This is a genomic window from Morganella sp. BCCO 40_0007 (assembly GCF_032989665.1).
GTDB classification, from domain to species: domain Bacteria; phylum Pseudomonadota; class Gammaproteobacteria; order Enterobacterales; family Enterobacteriaceae; genus Morganella; species Morganella sibonii.
This window is the reverse complement of the sequence record NZ_JAVBIN010000002.1, coordinates 206,172-226,182: the sequence shown is the minus strand read 5'-3', so window position 1 is coordinate 226,182 and position 20,011 is coordinate 206,172. Positions and strand designations below refer to the sequence as shown.

The window sequence follows — 20,011 nt, the reverse complement described above, 5'->3', positions numbered from 1 at the left end:
GGAGGTGCCTATGCTCAATCAAGAATTAGAGCTCAGTCTGAATATCGCCTTTGCCAAAGCAAGGGACAACCGGCATGAATTTATGACCGTAGAGCACCTGCTGCTGGCGTTGTTAGGTAACAAATCAGCCCGTGAGGCGCTGGAAGCCTGCCGTGTTAACCTGGCTGTTCTGCGCCAGGAACTCGAAAATTTTATTGAACAGACCACGCCGCTGCTGCCGGAAGGGGACGATCGCGAAACCCAGCCGACACTCAGTTTCCAGCGTGTCTTGCAGCGCGCCGTCTTCCATGTCCAGTCATCCGGCCGTAATGAAGTCAACGGCGCAAATGTGCTGGTGGCCATCTTCAGTGAGCAGGAATCCCAGGGGGCATATCTGCTGCGCAAGCATGATGTCAGCCGTCTGGATATTGTTAATTTCATCTCTCACGGCACCACCAAAGGTGAGGATGATAATGACAGCAGCCCGTCTTTTGATGAGCCCTCCCAGTCTGCCGCCGAAGAGAGCGGCAGCGGAGAGGACAGCCTGGATAACTTCACCTCCAACCTTAACGAACTGGCACGTAAAGGCCAGATTGATCCGCTGATCGGCCGTCAGGCAGAGCTGGAGCGCACGATTCAGGTGCTGTGCCGCCGCCGCAAGAACAACCCGCTGTTTGTCGGGGAGTCCGGCGTGGGTAAAACCGCGATTGCGGAAGGGCTCGCCTGGCGTATCGAACAGGATGACGTACCGGAAGTCATCAAAGGCTATACCATTTTCTCTCTGGATATCGGCTCGCTGCTGGCAGGCACCAAATACCGCGGTGATTTCGAGAAACGCTTTAAAGCGCTGCTGAAAGTGCTGGAGAAAAACGAAAAAAGCATCCTGTTTATTGATGAGATCCACACCATCATTGGTGCCGGTGCGGCATCAGGCGGACAGGTGGATGCGGCTAACCTGATTAAACCGTTATTATCCAACGGGAAAATCCGTGTAATAGGCTCCACGACTTATCAGGAATTCAGCAATATCTTTGATAAAGATAAAGCGCTGACCCGCCGTTTCCAGAAAATTGATATCAACGAACCGACGGCTGATGAAACCGTACGCATCATCAACGGTCTGAAAGCCAAATATGAAGCGCACCACGATGTGCGTTACACCGCGAAAGCCGTTCAGGCGGCGGTGGATTTATCAGTGAAATACATCACTGACCGCCATCTGCCGGATAAAGCGATTGATGTTATCGATGAAGCCGGGGCAAGAACCCGTCTGATGCCGCTGAGCCGCCGTAAGAAAACCATCGGTGTCGGCGAAATCGAGGCGATTGTGGCGCGGATTGCGCGTATCCCGGAAAAAACCGTGTCCAGCAGTGATAAAGATCTGCTGCGCAGTCTCGACAGCCGCCTGAAAATGCTGGTCTTCGGCCAGGACCCGGCGATTGATGCTCTGACGGAATCCATCAAAATGAGCCGTGCGGGGCTGGGTAACGAGCATAAACCGATTGGTGCGTTCCTGCTGGCCGGGCCGACCGGGGTCGGTAAAACTGAAGTGACCGTACAGTTATCCAAAGCGATGGGGATCAAACTGCTGCGTTTTGATATGTCCGAGTACATGGAGCGCCATACCGTCAGTCGTCTGATTGGTGCGCCTCCGGGATATGTCGGGTTTGATCAGGGCGGGCTGCTGACAGATGCGGTTATCAAGCATCCGTATTCGGTGGTTCTGCTGGATGAAATCGAAAAAGCGCATCCGGATGTCTTTAACCTGCTGTTACAGGTGATGGATAACGGGACGCTGACGGACAACAACGGGCGCAAAGCGGATTTCCGTAATGTGATCCTGGTGATGACCACCAACGCCGGTGTGCGTGAAACCCAGCGTAAAGCCATCGGCTTTACCGAGCAGGACAACAGCACTGACGCGATGGCGGAAATCAAGCGGGTCTTCACACCGGAGTTCCGTAACCGTCTGGACGGCATTGTCTGGTTTAATGCACTGTCGCAGCCGATTATCGCCCAGGTGGTCGACAAATTTATTGTTGAACTCCAGGCGCAGCTGGATGCGAAAGGCGTTTCCATTGAAGTGTCTGCCCGTGCCCGCTCATGGCTGGCAGAAAAAGGGTATGACCCGGCAATGGGCGCACGCCCGATGGCCCGTGTGATCCAGGATAAACTGAAAAAACCGCTGGCAAACGAATTACTGTTCGGTGAGCTGGTGAACGGCGGTTCGGTGATTATCGATCTTGATAAGAAGAAAGATGATCTGACTTACCGTTTCAGTGCCCTGAAAGAGAAATCCGGTGACCCGGTAGCCTGATGGCAGGGTAGTACTGAGACAAACAGTACAGACATAAAAACGATCACCACAGGACGCGCACTTCGGTGCGTTGCCTGTGGTGTCTTTTTATGAGGCGTGGCCTGCAGGGATCAGCGGCTACGGAAGACGATACGGCCTTTGCTCAGGTCATATGGGGTCAGTTCTACTGTAACCTTGTCGCCTGTCAGGATGCGGATATAGTTTTTACGCATTTTACCGGAGATATGTGCAGTCACAACGTGTCCGTTTTCCAGTTCCACACGGAACATCGTGTTCGGCAGTGTATCTAACACAGTGCCTTGCATTTCAATATTGTCTTCTTTGGCCATCTAATCCTCTAATGTTAATAACCAGTATTTTCAAACCGCAAGATAATGCCGAAAAACCGGGATTATGTAAAGGAATGATATTTTTTAAGCACCGTGTCTGAAACATAAAACGGGCTGAAACATACCATTTCCTGTTGCTTTGCAGCGATTTTATAAAAAAGGCGGCAGTTGTGACGGCACCGGACGTGCTAATGTCTGCGGCTGCCAGCATGACTGCGGTAAATGATTATCGCGCAGCTGATACAGCTGACGGATAAACGTCTGCCGCGGGATCTCCCGCGCACCCAGTGATCCGGTGTAATGATTCAGTATCTGACAATCAAACATCGCGCCGCCGTGGCCGGTAAAATGGGCGAAAAATGTCATAAAAGCAATTTTTGACCCGTTGCTGACACGGCTGAACATCGACTCTCCGCAGAACAGCGATCCGGTGTTCAGACCATACAGCCCGCCGACCAGCGCGCCATCATCCCACACTTCGGCAGAATGAGCACGTCCTGCCTGATGCAGCCGGATATAAGCGGCAACAATATCCTCACCTATCCAGGTACCTTCATCCCGCTCTGTACAGGCGCGGATGACCTGCTCAAAGGCATGATTGAGCGTGACCCGGTAAGGGTGTTTTTTCAGAATTTTGTGCAGTGAACGGCTGACATGCAGCTCTTCCGGGTACAATACCGCACGCGGGTCCGGTGACCACCACAAAATGGGCTCACCGGGCGAATACCACGGAAAAATACCTTCCCGGTATGCCAGCAGCAACCGGGCGGGGGAGAGATCCCCGCCGGTGGCCAGCAATCCGTCCGGATCGGTCAGCGCGTGCTCAACCGGCGGAAAGAGAAGTTCCTCATTCAGCTGATAGAATGGCATCTGATTCCCCGGTCATGGCCGGCATACGGTTCACAAACTGATAATAACGGCCTCTGCGCGCCAGCAGCGCGTCGTGAGTGCCTTGTTCGGCTATCTGCCCGCCATCCATCACGCACAGCGTGTCCATGTGTTCCAGGCCCTGCAAACGGTGGGTGATAATAAGCATCGTCCGGTCGCGGCCGATTTCCCGCAGCAGAGCGAGAATATGCTGCTCAGTATCCGCATCAAGCCCTTCTGTCGGTTCATCGAGCAGCAGGAACGGCGCATTGTGGAGCAGGGCACGGGCGATCCCGAGACGACGCTGCTCACCGCCGGAGAGCAGACGCCCGCCTTCACCGATCCAGGCATTCAGTCCCTGGTCGTTATCCAGCAGGTTTTCCAGCCCGACCTGGGCCAGTACCGCATTCAGCTGCGCATCTGTTGCTTCATTATCCCCGATCCGCAGATTGCCGCGCAGTGTGTTATTGAACACATGAATACGTTGCGGAACGACGGCCATCAGCGACCGGAGTGTATTTTCATCATAAGCGGCAATCGGCTGGTCATTCAGGCGGATTTCACCCTCACTGACATCCCATGCACGGGTCAGCAACTGCAACAGGGTGGATTTCCCGCAGCCGGTTTTGCCGAGCAGAGCGAAATGTTCCCCGGCGCGGAGAGTCAGGGAGATATCTTTCAGCACCGGCAGCGGTTGTCCCGGATAGGTAAAACCAACGCCGCTGAGGCTGACACTGACCTGTGCGGATGCCGCCGGACCGGTGGCCGGGAAGGTGACTTCCGGTTTGGTGTCAACAATCTGCGAGACGCGCTCAGCAGAGGTCATTACCTGGCCGAGATGCTGGAACGCGACCGCCACCGGGCCTAATGCTTCAAATGCCGCCAGCGCGCAGAATACAAACAGGGCGATAATGGCTCCGCCCTCACGGTACGGCCAGCTGACCCCGGAGGCCATCCACAGCATCAGTGCAACGGCAAACCCGGTCGCCAGAATAATCACGGCCTGGGAAAGCCCGGTCAGTCCGGCCTGGCGCTGCTGCTGTATCAGCCAGCGTTGTTCTGTTTCAGCAAGCTGATCACGGAAACGGGGCTGCGCGCCAAAAATAGTCAGTTCAGCCTGTCCCTGCAACGCACTGGTCAGCAGGGTACGGTATTGCGCCCGCAGTGTCGTCAGCTGTATGCCTATTGGCTTACCGGCAGAGTAGAACACCACCGGCAGGGCAAACAGCAGGAAGGTCATAAACCCGCCCAGTGCATATGCGAGAGTCAGATCGAGAAAACCCAGCCCGAATGTCAGTACCGCAATTACCACCAGCGCGGCAACAATCGGAGAAATGACCCGCAGATAGAGATGATCCAGCGTTTCCACATCCCCGACCAGCCGGTTGAGCAATTCTCCCTGACGGAAGCGGGCGATGCTGCCCGGTGTCAGCGGCAGGATTTTCTCAAAAGCAAATACCCGCAGGTGTTTCAGCACACGGAACGTGGCATTGTGGCTGACCAGCCGCTCCGCATAGCGTCCGGCGGTACGGGAGATAGCCGCACCGCGTACCCCGGCGGCAGGCAGCATATAGTTAAAAAAGGCAATCCCCGGCACACCGGCAATCGCCGTTCCGGCCAGGAACCAGCCGGACAGCGTCAGCAGGCCGATACTGGCGAGCAGGGTGGCAATCGCCAGCAGTATCCCGAGCGTCAGCAGGAACCAGTGGCGGCGGTAGAGGGCTAAAAACGGCAGTAAAACACGCATAATTACAGATCCCCCGTCCGGTGTGACAACAGCTGTGCAAAGGCACCCTGCTGTTGTTGCAGGGCGGCATAACTTCCCTGTTCAGTAATCAGACCTTTATCCATCACCCAGACTTCATCGTAGTCACGGGTCTCTTCCAGCAGGTGCGTCACCAGCAGGGTTGTCTGCTGACGGGCGGCATCATTCAGGGCATGCATCACACGCTCCTCACTGTGCGCGTCCAGACTGGCGGACGGCTCATCCAGCAGCAGCAGATGACACGGATTGAGCAGGGCACGCGCCACGGCAATCCGTTGCGCCTGGCCGACAGAGAGCCGGGCGGCATTATCCCCGACCACGGTATTCACACCGTCAGGCAGGGAACCGATAAAGTCGGTCACATAGGCTTTTTCCATCACCGCATTAATTTCGTCCTGAGCGGCATCCGGACGGCTCAGGCGGATATTGTCCAGAATGGTTTGTTCCGGCAGATGCGGGTTTTGTCCCACCCAGCTCAGTTGCGCCCGCCAGCTTTCCGGGCGGATGTCACGCAGTTCCTGCTGATTAATCCGGATACTGCCTTCATACGGCAGAAAACCGAGCAGCAGATTGAGTAGTGAGCTTTTTCCTGCACCACTCTGGCCGACAAGCGCGATACGCTGCCCGGCATTCAGGGTGAAGGTCAGCGGCCCGGCCAGTTTTTCCCCGGACGGGGCAAAAATCACCAGATCGGTTGCCGTGACAGAAATCTGCTCTGCCGGTGCCAGCGGTTCGGTGCCCGGTAATTCATCCGCATTATTCTCCGCAGATAGCAGGGTTACCAGCGATTCCGCGGCTCCGACGGCTTGTGCTTTGGCGTGGTAGTAGGTGCCGAGGTCGCGCAGCGGCTGGAAAAACTCCGGCGCCAGGATCAGGGCGATAAACCCGGCAAACAGCGTGACGCCCACGCCGTAACTGCCGAAATTCAGTTCGCCGAGGTAGGAGAAACCAAAATAGACCGCGACCACCGCAATTGAGATCGCCGCGAAAAACTCCAGTACGGCGGAGGAGAGGAACGCCATGCGCAGCACTTCCATGGTGCGCGAACGGAAATCTTCGGTGGCATCATCAATCTGTTTCACTTCCTCACGGCCGCGGTGGAAAAAGCGGATCGTTTCCAGTCCGCGCAGACGGTCGAGAAAATCGCCGCTCAGACGGCTCAGTGCCAGGAAGTTACGGCGGTTGGCATCGGCGGCTCCTAAGCCGACCAGTGCCATAAAGACGGGGATCAGCGGTGCCGTTACCAGCAGAATCAGCGCCGCAACCCAGTTGATCGGGAACAGGGTGATCAGAATCATCAGCGGAATGATGGCGGACAGCGTCATCTGGGGCAGATAGCGGGAATAGTAATCCTGCATATCGTCAATCTGTTCGAGAATAATGGTCGCCCAGCTGCCTGCCGGTTTGCCTTTTACCCGCACCGGACCGAGTTGTTCCAGTTTATCCAGCACAGTACGGCGGATTTCACGTCTCACCACCTGCCCGCAGATAAAACCGACCCGTTCGCGGATCGCAGCGACAACCGCGCGGGCAATAAACAGTATGATTAGTACAGTGAACGGAGTGAGGAGCTGTTCGCGGGGCGTATGCTCCATGATGAGGGACTGAAGGAGAACAGCGAGGCACCAGGCCTGGCCGATAATCAGTAAACCGCTGAGTACACCCAGCAACATCGAGAGGCGCAACCATCGCCGTGCCGGTGCCGCCTGATGCTTTAACCAGCGGACGAGTTCTGACTGTCTTGATTTATCCATTTTTTCTGTATGCAGGTGATAAGTAAAAATTTGGCTGAAATCAGCAGGATAATGCCATGGTACACGAAAAGGCGCTACAGATATAGCGCCCTGATAATGCTGGATTATTTGTCAGCGAGGCTGTCAAGATAGCGCTCGGCATCCAGTGCGGCCATGCACCCGGTTCCCGCGGAGGTAATCGCCTGGCGGTAGACATGATCCATCACGTCACCGGCGGCAAACACACCCGGCACAGATGTCTGAGTGGCATTGCCGTGTGTGCCGGACTGAACACGGATATAGCCGTTTTCCAGATCCAGATGTCCTTCAAAAATACCGGTATTCGGGCTGTGGCCGATAGCGATAAAGCAGCCCATCACCGGCAGCTCTTCCGTTGCATCACTTTGGGTATCACGCAGACGGACAGCGGTCACGCCCATCTGGTCACCGAGCACTTCATCCAGTGTGCGGTCAGTATGCAGAACGATATTGCCGTTCTGGACTTTGTCCATCAGACGGCTGAACAGTATTTTTTCCGCGCGGAAGCTGTCACGGCGGTGGATCAGATGCACTTCTGACGCGATATTGGAGAGATACAGCGCCTCTTCCACAGCGGTGTTACCGCCGCCGACAACCGCCACTTTCTGGTTACGGTAGAAAAAGCCGTCACAGGTGGCGCAGGCAGACACACCACGGCCTTTGAAGGCTTCTTCTGACGGCAGGCCGATATAACGGGCGGATGCGCCTGTGGCGATAATCAGCGCGTCACAGGTGTAGGTATTTTCCCCGGTCAGGGTAAACGGGCGTTTGCTGAAATCCACTTCCGTGATGTAATCGTTGATGATTTCAGTCTCAAATTTTTCAGCATGCGCCTGCATACGTTCCATCAGGCCCGGTCCGGTCAGACCTTCCGGGTCTCCCGGCCAGTTTTCCACGTCAGTGGTGGTGGTTAACTGACCGCCGACTTCCACCCCGGTAATCAGCACCGGCTTTAAATTCGCCCGTGCCGCATAAACGGCAGCGGTATATCCGGCAGGGCCGGAACCCAGAATAATTAATTTACTGTGTCGGGTTGCGTTCATGAACACCTCATTAACAAAATGGCAAAAAAGCGTGTACAGGATTGTAGGAGAAACGGGGGGTTAAAAAAAGGAATAAAAACGGCAGAGCACAAAATCGAAATGAGCCGGAAATGAGTCGGTTTTCAGGTTATTGTACGAAAAAGTGATTATTCAGAAGATTCCTAAGTTGTTTGAATATCACACCAAAAGCACGCCGTATTTGTCAGCGAAACGTTTTTCTGCCATTTTCTTCAACAGGTTGTTCTGATTTTTGTTCATTTGCTTTGACAATCGGCTGCGCATTTGCGAAAACATCAGTGTAAGAGATTTTTATCCGTCAGGTTAATACATCCTGTTACACCGGCGATGTGTTTGTCCTGATGACGAAGCGTGGTAATTTCAGCTTACGACTACAGCGATAATAATCTGAATGTTCCGGTAAACTGGCGCCGGTTGCGTATTCTTATAATCAGAAATGCAAAGATTAGCCTGAAAACATGTTTTCCGATGCTGATTTTGTTCTGTCAGGTAAGGGAAGTGTTATGGGTGTGGGAAAATAGTAAATAAGAGAGATAACGAGATGATTGATAACAAAAAGCGTCCGGGTAAAGATCTTGACAGAATCGACAGGAATATTCTTAACGAATTGCAGAAAGATGGCCGTATCTCTAACGTCGAACTCTCCAAACGTGTGGGTCTGTCACCGACTCCGTGTCTGGAACGTGTCCGTCGTTTAGAGCGTCAGGGCTTTATCACCGGGTATACCGCACTGCTGAATCCGCACTATCTGGATGCATCTCTGCTGGTATTCGTGGAGATTACCCTTAACCGCGGCGCTCCGGATGTCTTTGAGCAATTCAACACTGCAGTTCAGAAGCTGGAAGAGATTCAGGAATGTCACTTGGTTTCCGGTGATTTTGACTACCTGTTGAAAACTCGTGTGCCGGACATGTCCGCTTACCGCAAACTGCTGGGTGAAACTCTTCTGCGTCTGCCGGGCGTGAATGACACCCGCACCTATGTGGTGATGGAAGAGGTCAAACAAAGTAACCGTCTGGTCATCAAGACCCGTTAATTTGTTTCCTGCGTCATGTGCAAAACGGGATAAATCAGGTACACTCCTGTTTATGCATACAGTTTCAACGCTGAGCTACCCTCAGCGTTGTTCCGTTTTACTGACAGGAAAAACCGGACGTTGCGTCAGGAAATGAGATGAGCCAGGAATATACAGAAGACAAACACATTAAATTCAGAAAAATCAGCAGCGGCCGCCGGTTGCTGGAAGCCGTCCTTATTGTGATCGGGTTGTGCGCCGTCTTTCTGCTGGTTGCCCTTTTATCGTTTAATCCGTCAGACCCGAGCTGGTCCCAGACAAACTGGCATGAGCCGGTGAAAAATCTGGCAGGCAGTATCGGTGCCTGGTTTGCGGATATTCTTTTTTCCGCCTTTGGCATACTGGCTTACACCGTTCCCCCGCTGATGATTCTGGGGTGCTGGTCGGCCTTCCGCAGTAATGAAAATAAAGATTACGTAGACTTTTTCTCACTCTCGATGCGTATCATCGGGGGACTGACCCTTATCCTCTCATCCTGTGCTCTCGCCTCCCTGAATGTGGATGATATGCAGAACTTTGCTGCGGGCGGGGTGATAGGCAGTTTATTCAGTTCGGCGCTGATGCCGTGGTTTAATGCACTCGGCGCGACACTCGCGCTGCTCAGTTTGTGGGCGGTTGGCCTGATGCTGCTGACCGGCTGGTCGTGGATCACTATCGCCGAAAAAACCGGCGCGGCCGTTCTTTCACCGATTACCTTCCTCACCAATCATTCCCGTGACCGTTATGACGACCAGTATGACGATCAATATTACGACGACCGTGAATATGAGGATGATGACGAATACGATGATGACGAAGACGCTGATGAGCAAAAAACGCACAGCAGCATACCGCAAACAGCTGCTGCCGCTGCGGCACTGACTGCCGTTGCGCCTGACAGTGATGCACAGACTCAGACCGCACAGTACCGTGAATACGATGATGAGGATGATGTGTTATTTTCCGCGCCGAATGCGGCGGAACTGGCTAAGCAGACTCATTATGATGATCCCGCTGAAAACACAGACCCGCTGCTGACACCGGAACATCCTGTTTCTGCATTCCCGGAAACCGTGGCTGAACCGGTGGTGCCCGCGGTGCAGCATATCCCCGCACAGGAACCGGCAACAGCGGAACCTGAAAGACAGGAACACACTGAGTCTGCTGCGGATGACGCTGAACACTACCGTTTTGATGTTCCGGACGCTTACCGGACAACGTTTGATCCGAATACGCCGATTCACGTGCCGGATGTTCAGCCTGAACCTGAACCGGCACCGCCGCAATGGGAAAACCCGTATGCAGAAAGCGGCCGCACTGAACCGGTCTTTACGTTCGGTTTACCCGGTTCTGCGGATTTGGATGATAACAGCAGCGCGGCGGCTGCCGCAGCGGCAGCTTTTGGTGCGGCACAGGTCAAACAGGGGCTTGGCCCTGAACTGCCGCGTCCGAACCCGGTGCGTCTTCCGACCCGGCGTGAACTTTACGGCATCCGTATTCCGTCTCAGCGTGATGCGGAACTTGAGCGTCTGCGCCGTGAGCAGGATGAATTTGCGCAGCAGCATCAGCCGGAGCAACCGGCAGCACAGACAGAGCCGGATGAAGACGACGTATTGCAGGCGCGTCTGCGTGATGAGTTTATGACGCAGCAGCGCAGCCGCTATGGTGATGATGATGCGGATATGTCGCCGGCAGCAGAGCCGGAGCAGGCAGTAACTGCCCCGGAAGTCACCGCGGGGACCTCCTCTGCCTTTATCCCTGCGTCGTCCGCCTATCAGACTCCGGTTAATCATCACTCCTTTGCCTCTGTCTCACCGGTGGCGGATGTCCGCACTGTGGCAGCAGAAGACGATGAAGACGAGCAGGAATCTGAGCGCCTTCAGGCTCAGTTTATGCAGATGCAGCAACAACGTTACAGCGGGCAGGCTGATGCGATTTTATCAGATCTGGCCGAACTGAAGGCATTCTCCCCGGTGGACGATCTGGTCGACCCGGAACCGGCAGAGCCGCTGTTTATCCCGACACCGGTCACCGCGCCTGTGGCTGAACCGGCTCCGGTTTATCAGGCACCACAGACGCCGGTACAGAGCGCTGAGCCTGTTGCCGCACCGCAGCAGAATCCGGCACCGGTCAGTTCACAGGAAACACAGTTACAAAAACAGATGGAAGAGAGCCTGTTCCATCCGTTCCTGGTCCGCAATGATCAGCCACTGCCGAAATCCACCACGCCGATGCCGTCTCTTGATTTACTGGCCTCACCATCGGATACCATTGAGCCGGTGGATGAATTCGCTATGGAACAGACTGCACGCCTGATTGAAGCGCGTCTGAATGACTTCCGTATCAAAGCCCGCGTGGTCGGTTATGAACCGGGGCCGGTGATCACCCGTTTTGAACTGGATCTGGCGCCGGGCGTGAAAGCCTCGCGTATTTCTAACCTGTCCCGTGACCTGGCGCGTTCACTCTCCACTGTCGCGGTTCGTGTGGTGGAAGTGATCCCGGGCAAACCGTATGTGGGCCTGGAACTGCCGAACGAAAAACGTCAGACCGTCTATCTGCGTGAAGTGCTGGATTGTGACGAGTTCCGCGACACGCCGTCGCCGCTCTCGGTGGTGCTGGGGAAAGATATCTCCGGTCAGCCGGTGGTGGCAGATCTGGGTAAAATGCCGCATCTGCTGGTTGCCGGTACAACGGGCTCCGGTAAATCAGTCGGCGTAAACGCCATGATTATCAGTATTCTGTATAAAGCGAAACCGGAAGACGTCCGCTTTATCATGATCGACCCGAAAATGCTGGAACTCTCTGTTTATGAAGGCATTCCGCACCTGCTGACCCAGGTGGTAACCGACATGAAAGACGCCGCCAATGCCCTCGGCTGGTGTGTGGCGGAAATGGAGCGACGCTATAAACTGATGTCAGCGCTCGGGGTACGTAACCTCGCGGGTTATAACGAAAAAATTCTGATGGCGGAATCCATGGGACGACCGATTCCGGACCCGTTCTGGAAACCGACAGACAGCATGGAAATGACACATCCGGTTCTGAAAAAAGAGCCGTATATCGTGGTCATGGTGGATGAATTTGCTGACCTGATGATGACCGCCGGTAAAAAAGTGGAAGAACACATTGCCCGTCTGGCGCAGAAAGCTCGTGCAGCAGGTATCCACCTGGTGCTGGCGACACAGCGTCCGTCTGTGGATGTGATCACCGGTCTGATTAAAGCCAACATCCCGACCCGTATCGCCTTTACCGTATCCAGTAAGATTGACTCCCGGACTATCCTCGACCAGGGCGGTGCGGAATCGCTGCTGGGGAACGGGGATATGCTCTATCTGCCGCAGGGGGCTAATGCGCCGCTGCGTGTTCACGGCGCATTTGTCCGTGACCAGGAAGTTCATGATGTGGTGAATGACTGGAAAGCCCGCGGGCGTCCGGAATATATCGATAACATCACCCGTGGCGGTGAGGACGGCGAAGGCGGCAGTTCTGTCAGCGGGGAAGATCTGGATCCGCTGTTCGATCAGGCGGTACAATTCGTCACAGAAAAACAGCGGGTGTCCATTTCCGGTGTCCAGCGTCAGTTCCGGATCGGTTATAACCGGGCGGCACGGATTGTGGAAGAAATGGAAGAACAGGGCATTGTCAGTGAACCGGGCCATAACGGCAACCGTGAAGTCCTGGCTCCGTCCTCAAATAACTTTTAATGACACCGCTGCCTGAAAAGGCGGCGTCTGATTTATCCGAACGCATCATCAGGAATGCATACATGAAAAAGGTGTTTATCACAGCCTGCCTGCTGGCAGGTGCCGCAGTCAGTGCAGCACATGCAGATACCCGCAGTGACCTTCAGTCGCGTCTGGGAAAAGTGAACAGCTTCCATGCGAATTTCGCACAGACCGTCACTGATGCTGACGGTGCACTGGTTCAGGAAGGAACAGGGGATTTATGGGTAAAACGCCCGAACCTGTTTAACTGGCAGATGAGCGCCCCGGATGAAAGCGTACTGGTTTCCGACGGCAAAACACTGTGGTTCTATAACCCGTTTGTTGAGCAGGTCACTGCCACCTGGCTGAAAGATGCCACACAAAACACGCCGTTTATGCTGATCACCCGTAATGATCCGGCAGACTGGCAGCAGTACATGGTGAGTCAGCGCGGTGACAGCTTTGAGCTGAAACCGAAAACCAATAACGGTAATCTGAAATTATTTACTATCACTGTAACTCCGGACGGTATTATTCAGCAGTTTGCCGCCGTTGAGCAGGATGGACAGAAAAGCAGCTATCAGCTCAAAGGTCAGCAGAGTACTGATGTGAATATGAATAAATTCACTTTTACACCGCCGAAGGGGGTTACGCTGGACGATCAGCGTCAATGAGGCGTCAGTGACTAACTTTTCTCTCGATTTTTCGCAAAACGATTATCAGCCTCTGGCCGCCAGAATGCGGCCGGGGACGCTGGAACAGTACATCGGACAAACTCACCTGCTGGCAGAGGGCAAACCACTGCCGCGGGCTATCCGCGCCGGACAGCTCCACTCCATGATCCTGTGGGGGCCGCCCGGCACCGGAAAAACCACCCTGGCGGAAGTGATTGGTCACTATGCGGATGCGGATATTGAACGCCTGTCAGCGGTGACTTCCGGGGTCAAAGAGATCCGCGAAGCTATCGAACGGGCGCGTCAGAACCGTAATCTGGGGCGCCGTACCATTCTGTTTGTTGATGAGGTGCACCGCTTCAATAAAAGTCAGCAGGACGCGTTTCTGCCGCATATTGAGGACGGTACGGTTACCTTTATCGGTGCCACCACCGAAAACCCGTCGTTTGAGCTCAACTCTGCACTGTTATCCCGCGCCCGTGTTTATCTGCTTAAATCCCTGTCACCGGAAGATATCGAAGCGGTTCTGATTCAGGCGCTGAATGATACTGAACGCGGCCTGGGCGGACAAAATATCGTCCTGCCGGATGAAACCCGCAAACTGCTGGCTGAACTGGTCGCCGGAGATGCCCGCCGTTCGCTGAATGTGCTGGAAATGATGGCGGATATGGCCGAAACCGGGGCTGACGGTAAACGTGTGCTGACCACTGAACTGCTGAAAGAAGTCAGCGGTGAGCGCAGTGCCCGTTTTGATAACAAAGGCGACCGCTACTACGACCTGATCTCCGCGCTGCACAAATCAGTGCGCGGCTCGGCACCGGATGCGGCACTCTACTGGTACGCCCGGATTATCACCGCAGGCGGTGATCCGCTCTATGTTGCCCGTCGTCTGCTGGCGATAGCATCGGAAGATGTCGGTAATGCCGACCCGCGCGCTATGCAGGTCGCGATTTCGGCCTGGGACTGCTTTACCCGCGTGGGACCGGCAGAAGGTGAACGGGCGATAGCCCAGGCGATTGTTTATCTCGCCTGCGCACCGAAAAGCAACGCCGTTTATACCGCATTCAAAGCCGCCATGCGTGATGCAAAAGAAGGGCGGGATTACGATGTGCCGGAACATCTGCGTAACGCGCCGACCAAACTGATGAAAGAAATGGGGCTCGGCAAAGAGTACCGTTACGCGCATGATGAAACGAACGCGTATGCCGCCGGGGAAGTCTATTTTCCGCCTGAAATGCGTGATACCCGCTACTATTTTCCGGCAAACCGGGGGATGGAAGGCAAAATCGGCGAGAAACTCGCCTGGCTTGCTGAGCAGGATCAAAATAGCCCGATAAAACGCTACCGTTAATGCCGCTGTTGCGGTAAGGTGTGAAATGTAAGAATAGGTAAATGGCTTAAAACACTCAGAATGTTCATCCTGCATACAGTGCGGGTTTCCGGGCGGATTAAGACGTTTCACAGTTGCGTTAATAACAGCCGCACTGCCGGAAAGCAGGAAAACACTTTTCGCCGGTTGCATCTCCGTTACTGACACTCACGTTATAACAACAAGCACAGGAATAGCATGCTCGATCCAAATTTACTGCGTAATGAGCTGGACGCGGTTGCCGAAAAACTGGCTCGCAGGGGTTTTACCCTGGATGTGGACACGCTGCGCACTCTCGAAGAGCGCCGCAAGGTTTTACAAGTTGAAACTGAAACTCTGCAGGCTGAACGCAACTCCCGATCGAAGTCCATTGGTGAAGCGAAAGCCCGCGGTGAAGACATTGAAGCAGTGCGCCGTGAAGTGAACCTGTTAGGGGATAAACTGGATGCTGCCAAATCTGCGCTGGATGAAGTGCAGGCTGAGTTACGTACCATTGCTCTGAATATTCCTAACCTGCCGGCAGACGAAGTGCCGTTTGGTAAAGATGACAGCGATAACCCTGAAGTCAGCCGCTGGGGTACACCTAAGCAGTATGATTTCGAAGTGCGCGATCACGTTTCACTGGGTGAAATGACCGATGGTCTGGATTTCCCGGCTGCCGTCAAACTGACCGGTGCGCGTTTTGTTGTGATGAAAGGCCAGATTGCCCGCCTGCATCGCGCTATCGCACAGTTCATGCTGGATCTGCATACAGAACAGCACGGCTATCAGGAAATCTATGTACCGTATCTGGTTAACCACGATACGCTGTATGGCACGGGTCAGTTACCGAAATTTGCCGGTGATCTGTTCCATACCAAACCACTGGAAGAAGAAGCGGAAACCAGCAGCTATGCACTGATCCCGACAGCAGAAGTGCCTGTCACCAACCTGGTCCGTGACGAGATTCTGGATGAAGCCTCTCTGCCGCTGCGTATGACTGCACATACCCCGTGCTTCCGCTCCGAAGCCGGTTCTTATGGCCGTGATACCCGTGGTCTGATCCGTATGCACCAGTTTGATAAAGTTGAGCTGGTTCAGATTGTTCATCCGGAAAAATCCATGGAAGCCCTGGAAGAACTGACCGGCCACGCCGAGAAAGTCTTACAGCTGCTGAACCTGCCATACCGTAAAGTGCTGCTGTGCACCGGTGATATGGGCTTCGGTTCCCGTAAAACCTATGACCTCGAAGTCTGGGTTCCGGCGCAGAACACTTACCGTGAAATCTCATCCTGCTCTAACTGCTGGGATTTCCAGGCACGTCGTATGCAGGCACGCTTCCGCGGTAAAGATGATAAAAAACCACAGCTGGTTCACACCCTGAACGGCTCCGGTCTGGCTGTAGGCCGTACCCTGGTGGCTATCATGGAAAACTATCAGCAGGCTGATGGCCGTATCGAAATTCCGGAAGTACTGCGTCCGTATATGAGAGGTCTGACACATATCGGCTGATGGCCGGTGAGTAGTCACTGATCTGATAAAAAATCCCGCCGGTGAAAACCAGCGGGATTTTTTTATCTGTATTTTACGGATCAAAGTGTGCTGAATTTTTTATTTTCAAAGAAATTGAGCGTGTCTTCGAAATGTACGCGGCGTGGTGAAGTAAAGTGAGTATCCCAGCGCGGATTAAATAAAATAAAGTAGCCGTGCTGATGTAATATATGTAAAAGCTGTTTCAGTCCGTCTTTATTTTCTGCGGTCACAACCCGGGGAAGATCCCCTATCGGCTCCGGCAGGAAAAAAGTGGCGGGAAAATTATCATCCAGTTCGGAATACGGATTTGCCGCATCCATCCCGTGGTGAACAACATCACAGCCTTGTTTGCATTCCAGTGCGGAATTGATCTTCGGTATCAAATCAGCAACCCGCTGTGAGCTGTTACCATAACCCGGATGCTCCAGTGCCAGTAATTCTTTGCGGATAACATCCTGAGCAGATGCCCGGCGTAAAATCTCAGCCGGAGGCAACGGAGCCGGTGCTTTCAGCCCTTCAGCCACCGTCGTACTCCGGAAAAGAGGTTTTCTGATGGTGCCAGAGGAAAGCAGGTATGCCCGCTGACGTATATGTTCTTCCGGACTGATACTTTTTATTCTGAGGGTATCCTGCACTCCGTGATTCTCCATCCGGTGTGAGACAATCATCAGATCATAATCTGCTGTCAGTGGTTTATTAACATCCGGAGAATATAACACCTGCACCGGGTCTTCACCGTCTGCGGGAAAAATGGTGTACAGATCATCACCGGATGGTTTGGCAATATAGCGGGTAACCGGCTCCGTACTACCCGGAGATACAGACAGTGTATAAATAGTTTTCCCGGTATTATCATCCGTTAGCGGCGGCTGACATTCACTCACCAGGTTCATCTCAATCAATTCTCTGATGCGTTGCATGGAAATAACCAAATCACCGGGCTCAGCATATTTTTCTCTGATACATTGTTGTATCTCTTTATTCATTGTGTCGATTTTACCGGTATTGTCACCCGGTTTATTTCCCAGCTTACTAAGATGCTGCTCAACCGGAATGAATCCTGCCATCGGCCCGAGATTCGCGCTTTTACCTTTAATATGGAAATTCTTGGTCGGATAACCTGTATCAATGAGCCCCGTGGCTGCACGTTCAACCGGCCGGAAGCTGATGACCAGCTCCTCCTTTTCTGCGAAAGCCAAAAGCGGTGTGAAGTGCTTTTCGGCAATACCGCTGCGGCGAAGAACGTCTGTCTGAGCGGTGATCAGAAAAGAGCATTCCTTTTCTGTTTTTGATACGGGATGGTCAGATGTTTTCTGTGTACAGACTGAAGCCGATGAGGGGAGTGATGTAATGGTTCGTGGCATAAGTATTATCCCTGGATGTAAAACAATAAGGATAAAAAACTGACGAAAAAATGGTGTCAGAAAACAACCGGAAGCCGGTATAAAAAGAGATAATGCCTGACTCTGTTTTCATATCCGGGGTTATTTTGCAGCTATTTATAAACAATATTCAGATCTAATGTCGCATTTGCCGTTCCGGGGGTAATTTCGGCGGCAGTCTGGCGATAATACCCTCTGAAATTTAAGGTCAGGATACCGTCATTCTTCACTGTACTGACAATCGTGTTTGTTTTATTCAGTTCTAATACTTTCCAGGCGCCGTCAGCCGCTTTATATTCCGTTTCAATACCAACCCCTGATGCAGCATCTGCTGCCGGAGCAATCGCCAGTAAGCTGCTTTTCCCGGATACTGTGGTCCCGGCCGGATTAATTATCACAGGAATATCTGACGGGCATTCCAGAACAATATTCCAGTCAACCTTATCACTGGCTGAATCAGGTTTGCTTCCCAGTCCGGTATTACTCAGATAAACATCATTCAGCTTCACATTAACGACGGAAGAGGATAGCAGCGTGCAGGTGCCGGGCTGAATACGACCTGAGATCTTATAAATTGCGTCATAAGCCGCGGCATTGAAAGACAGACACAGAACCGCAAAAAGACAGGCTGTTTGTTTAATTATTGCTGACATTACCAATTCCTTATTTATTTTCCACAACGAATGTCACGGACGCATTTGCTTTTCCGGTCGTGGCCTTTGCGGCCAGCTGCTTATAACGGGCCCGGAATTTCAGACTGTTTGTCCCGGCCTGAGTCTGTTTCATGGCAAGAAACTGATTGATTTTATTGGCGTCAGCCGGCTCCCAGCGGTTAGTTTGTGCAGAAAAATACTCAATCTGAATTGCCATGCCGGTGGCTGCACCGGTGATCTTATCCAATTCAAATGATCTGTTATCTGACGCCGCTGCTCCCTGAAGTGAACCGGCAATCCGGCTCATACTGCTGTGACAGTTAAAAATAAGTTCAAATTCAGTCCAGTCAGTGGTGCTGCCGGCGGGAAAATTACTGCCGTTACCGGTTAATAACCACGTTCCCAGCTCAACATTGGTATTATGGGTTGTAATATCACATGCCGGTATTTTTATGGAGCCGCTGTAATTCACTTTTACATTCGTATCCGCCGCGGAATATGACGATAAAAACAGCAGGTATAAAAAAACAGAGCGTATTATTTTCATTATTTTTACCTGTTATTTATAGATAAGAGTAATTGTTGCCTGCGCATTCCCTTCAGTGGCTTTGACATCATCTGATAATTTTACATATTTAAAATCCAGATATTTTGTGATGGTCTCTGCGCTGCTGTTGCCGGTTTTATAAAACGGATACTGATGTGCCGAACCGGTTTTTTTATCACCGCCTAATTTATAGGGCTCTGATTTTTCCGGTTCGAATATCTGTACCGCAAATCCCGGATTGGTATTGTGATTTTCAAGAAAGAGGGTATCAGTATTGATGTTTCCGGAATGCAGGTGATCACCGAGTGTAAAATAGACATTCATTCCCGCGTCACATTTCACGGTAAGCCCGGCACGGGCATGGCCAAAATTCTGACCCACTTTTAATTTTCTGACCGCCGTCAGCTCATGCGTACCGAGATAAACCGACTGGGTTTTATTGGTGACATTACAGGTTTCTGCTTTCTGTGTGGCTCCGTTACTGCGTACGGATAATTCTATCGGCATGCTTACGGATGAGCTGGAAAACATACAGGAGATCTTCACCAGACTGACCTCCTGTGTAACTTTTGTCGGCACTAACGTTTTTTGGGTTTTCACATAAATGCCTTTTACTTCAAATATTATATTACTGTCTGATTTATTCAGTGAAACGCTTGTCTGGTTTTCGGTGACAGGATGCCAGGCTGATGTGCCTCTTTCACGTACAGCGAGTGCCACGCCGACACCTTCAAGGTATGTCTTAAACACCGGATAGCGTTTTCCGTCGTCAGACAGTGTCACGCCGGTTGTGGTATAGCCGTTATTGCTGAAGCGGTAAGTATCCGGCGCTATGGGCGAATCACAATTTATTGATGAGCTTAAATCCTGCCAGTGACCGAGCGTTGTTCCGACAGGCTGCTGTTGTGCGGGGCTGTCAATGGTGACACTGATCATATGAGCAATATCGGTATAGGCAGCAGCCTGAAAAGAAAGCAGCCCTGCACACAGACCGGAAAATAAGTGTTTTGTATAGTTCATCGTTAT

At 52.8% G+C, this 20,011-nt stretch carries 15 protein-coding genes; 6 read left to right on the top strand and 9 right to left on the bottom strand.

Translation table 11 applies throughout. From position 1 onward, the window contains the following. Nucleotides 1-10 precede the first annotated feature (10 nt). Entirely contained in the window at nt 11-2,296 is a 2,286-nt protein-coding gene (gene clpA, locus R5268_RS03055) for an ATP-dependent Clp protease ATP-binding subunit ClpA (RefSeq protein ID WP_046893903.1), read from the top strand. Nucleotides 2,297-2,406: 110 nt separating this feature from the next. Here the strand turns inward: clpA and infA are convergent, their stop codons facing one another. The 5 genes from infA to trxB all read right to left on the bottom strand — a co-directional run bounded on the left by infA (nt 2,407) and on the right by trxB (nt 8,072). After that, nucleotides 2,407-2,625 (bottom strand): translation initiation factor IF-1, encoded by a 219-nt coding sequence (gene infA, locus R5268_RS03050; RefSeq protein ID WP_002211347.1) that lies wholly within the window; start codon nt 2,623-2,625, stop codon nt 2,407-2,409. Nucleotides 2,626-2,775: 150 nt separating this feature from the next. After that, nucleotides 2,776-3,495, bottom strand: a complete 720-nt coding sequence (gene aat, locus R5268_RS03045) for a leucyl/phenylalanyl-tRNA--protein transferase (protein ID WP_166707313.1) — start codon at nt 3,493-3,495, stop codon at nt 2,776-2,778. Further along, entirely contained in the window at nt 3,473-5,239 is a 1,767-nt protein-coding gene (cydC, locus tag R5268_RS03040) for a heme ABC transporter ATP-binding protein/permease CydC (protein ID WP_317418704.1), read from the bottom strand. Before cydC ends, aat begins: the two co-directional genes overlap by 23 nt. 2 nt (nt 5,240-5,241) lie before the next feature. Continuing rightward, a complete protein-coding gene (gene cydD, locus R5268_RS03035; protein WP_264997306.1) occupies nt 5,242-7,011 on the bottom strand; it encodes a heme ABC transporter permease/ATP-binding protein CydD in 1,770 nt (589 codons plus the stop codon). Between the two features lie 104 nt (nt 7,012-7,115). Further along, the gene (gene trxB / locus R5268_RS03030; protein WP_317418705.1) at nt 7,116-8,072 is read right to left on the bottom strand and encodes a thioredoxin-disulfide reductase; all 957 of its coding nucleotides are present in this window, start codon (nt 8,070-8,072) and stop codon (nt 7,116-7,118) included. 559 nt (nt 8,073-8,631) lie between these two features. Here trxB and lrp point away from each other — a divergent pair. The 5 genes from lrp to serS all read left to right on the top strand — a co-directional run bounded on the left by lrp (nt 8,632) and on the right by serS (nt 16,382). Continuing rightward, nucleotides 8,632-9,126: a leucine-responsive transcriptional regulator Lrp gene (gene lrp / locus R5268_RS03025; protein WP_004235807.1), complete on the top strand. Its 495-nt coding sequence runs from the start codon at nt 8,632-8,634 to the stop codon at nt 9,124-9,126. A gap of 137 nt (nt 9,127-9,263) precedes the next feature. Continuing rightward, nucleotides 9,264-12,848 (top strand): DNA translocase FtsK 4TM domain-containing protein, encoded by a 3,585-nt coding sequence (locus tag R5268_RS03020; protein WP_317418706.1) that lies wholly within the window; start codon nt 9,264-9,266, stop codon nt 12,846-12,848. 62 nt (nt 12,849-12,910) lie between these two features. Next, entirely contained in the window at nt 12,911-13,522 is a 612-nt protein-coding gene (gene lolA, locus R5268_RS03015; RefSeq protein WP_046893830.1) for an outer membrane lipoprotein chaperone LolA, read from the top strand. Between the two features lie 7 nt (nt 13,523-13,529). Continuing rightward, nucleotides 13,530-14,873, top strand: coding sequence for a replication-associated recombination protein A (locus R5268_RS03010; RefSeq protein ID WP_107678217.1), 1,344 nt, complete (start codon nt 13,530-13,532; stop codon nt 14,871-14,873). Nucleotides 14,874-15,089: 216 nt separating this feature from the next. Next, nucleotides 15,090-16,382, top strand: a complete 1,293-nt coding sequence (gene serS / locus R5268_RS03005) for a serine--tRNA ligase (RefSeq protein ID WP_107678218.1) — start codon at nt 15,090-15,092, stop codon at nt 16,380-16,382. An 80-nt stretch (nt 16,383-16,462) separates the two neighbouring features. Here serS and R5268_RS03000 read toward each other — a convergent pair whose 3' ends face one another. The 4 genes from R5268_RS03000 to R5268_RS02985 form a co-directional block, all read right to left on the bottom strand. Next, complete coding sequence (locus R5268_RS03000) at nt 16,463-17,767, bottom strand: anthrax toxin-like adenylyl cyclase domain-containing protein (RefSeq protein WP_317418707.1); 1,305 nt, start codon at nt 17,765-17,767, stop codon at nt 16,463-16,465. A 131-nt stretch (nt 17,768-17,898) separates the two neighbouring features. Beyond that, the gene (locus tag R5268_RS02995; protein ID WP_182104886.1) at nt 17,899-18,438 is read right to left on the bottom strand and encodes a fimbrial protein; all 540 of its coding nucleotides are present in this window, start codon (nt 18,436-18,438) and stop codon (nt 17,899-17,901) included. A gap of 10 nt (nt 18,439-18,448) precedes the next feature. Then, nucleotides 18,449-18,985 carry a fimbrial protein gene (locus R5268_RS02990; protein ID WP_218455274.1) on the bottom strand — a complete coding sequence of 179 codons (537 nt, stop codon included), beginning with the start codon at nt 18,983-18,985 and terminating at the stop codon, nt 18,449-18,451. A gap of 12 nt (nt 18,986-18,997) precedes the next feature. Next, nucleotides 18,998-20,005: a fimbrial protein gene (locus tag R5268_RS02985; RefSeq protein WP_218455275.1), complete on the bottom strand. Its 1,008-nt coding sequence runs from the start codon at nt 20,003-20,005 to the stop codon at nt 18,998-19,000. Between the last annotated feature and the right edge of the window lie 6 nt (nt 20,006-20,011).

What these genes read in the sequence shown, in the direction of transcription:
- clpA (WP_046893903.1), top strand. Translation starts at nt 11, where the DNA reads ATGCTCAATCAAGAATTAGAGCTCAGTCTGAATATCGCCTTTGCCAAA.
- infA (WP_002211347.1), bottom strand. Translation starts at nt 2,625, where the DNA reads ATGGCCAAAGAAGACAATATTGAAATGCAAGGCACTGTGTTAGATACA.
- aat (WP_166707313.1), bottom strand. Translation starts at nt 3,495, where the DNA reads ATGCCATTCTATCAGCTGAATGAGGAACTTCTCTTTCCGCCGGTTGAG.
- cydC (WP_317418704.1), bottom strand. Translation starts at nt 5,239, where the DNA reads ATGCGTGTTTTACTGCCGTTTTTAGCCCTCTACCGCCGCCACTGGTTC.
- cydD (WP_264997306.1), bottom strand. Translation starts at nt 7,011, where the DNA reads ATGGATAAATCAAGACAGTCAGAACTCGTCCGCTGGTTAAAGCATCAG.
- trxB (WP_317418705.1), bottom strand. Translation starts at nt 8,072, where the DNA reads ATGAACGCAACCCGACACAGTAAATTAATTATTCTGGGTTCCGGCCCT.
- lrp (WP_004235807.1), top strand. Translation starts at nt 8,632, where the DNA reads ATGATTGATAACAAAAAGCGTCCGGGTAAAGATCTTGACAGAATCGAC.
- R5268_RS03020 (WP_317418706.1), top strand. Translation starts at nt 9,264, where the DNA reads ATGAGCCAGGAATATACAGAAGACAAACACATTAAATTCAGAAAAATC.
- lolA (WP_046893830.1), top strand. Translation starts at nt 12,911, where the DNA reads ATGAAAAAGGTGTTTATCACAGCCTGCCTGCTGGCAGGTGCCGCAGTC.
- serS (WP_107678218.1), top strand. Translation starts at nt 15,090, where the DNA reads ATGCTCGATCCAAATTTACTGCGTAATGAGCTGGACGCGGTTGCCGAA.
- R5268_RS03000 (WP_317418707.1), bottom strand. Translation starts at nt 17,767, where the DNA reads ATGCCACGAACCATTACATCACTCCCCTCATCGGCTTCAGTCTGTACA.
- R5268_RS02995 (WP_182104886.1), bottom strand. Translation starts at nt 18,438, where the DNA reads ATGTCAGCAATAATTAAACAAACAGCCTGTCTTTTTGCGGTTCTGTGT.
- R5268_RS02990 (WP_218455274.1), bottom strand. Translation starts at nt 18,985, where the DNA reads ATGAAAATAATACGCTCTGTTTTTTTATACCTGCTGTTTTTATCGTCA.
- R5268_RS02985 (WP_218455275.1), bottom strand. Translation starts at nt 20,005, where the DNA reads ATGAACTATACAAAACACTTATTTTCCGGTCTGTGTGCAGGGCTGCTT.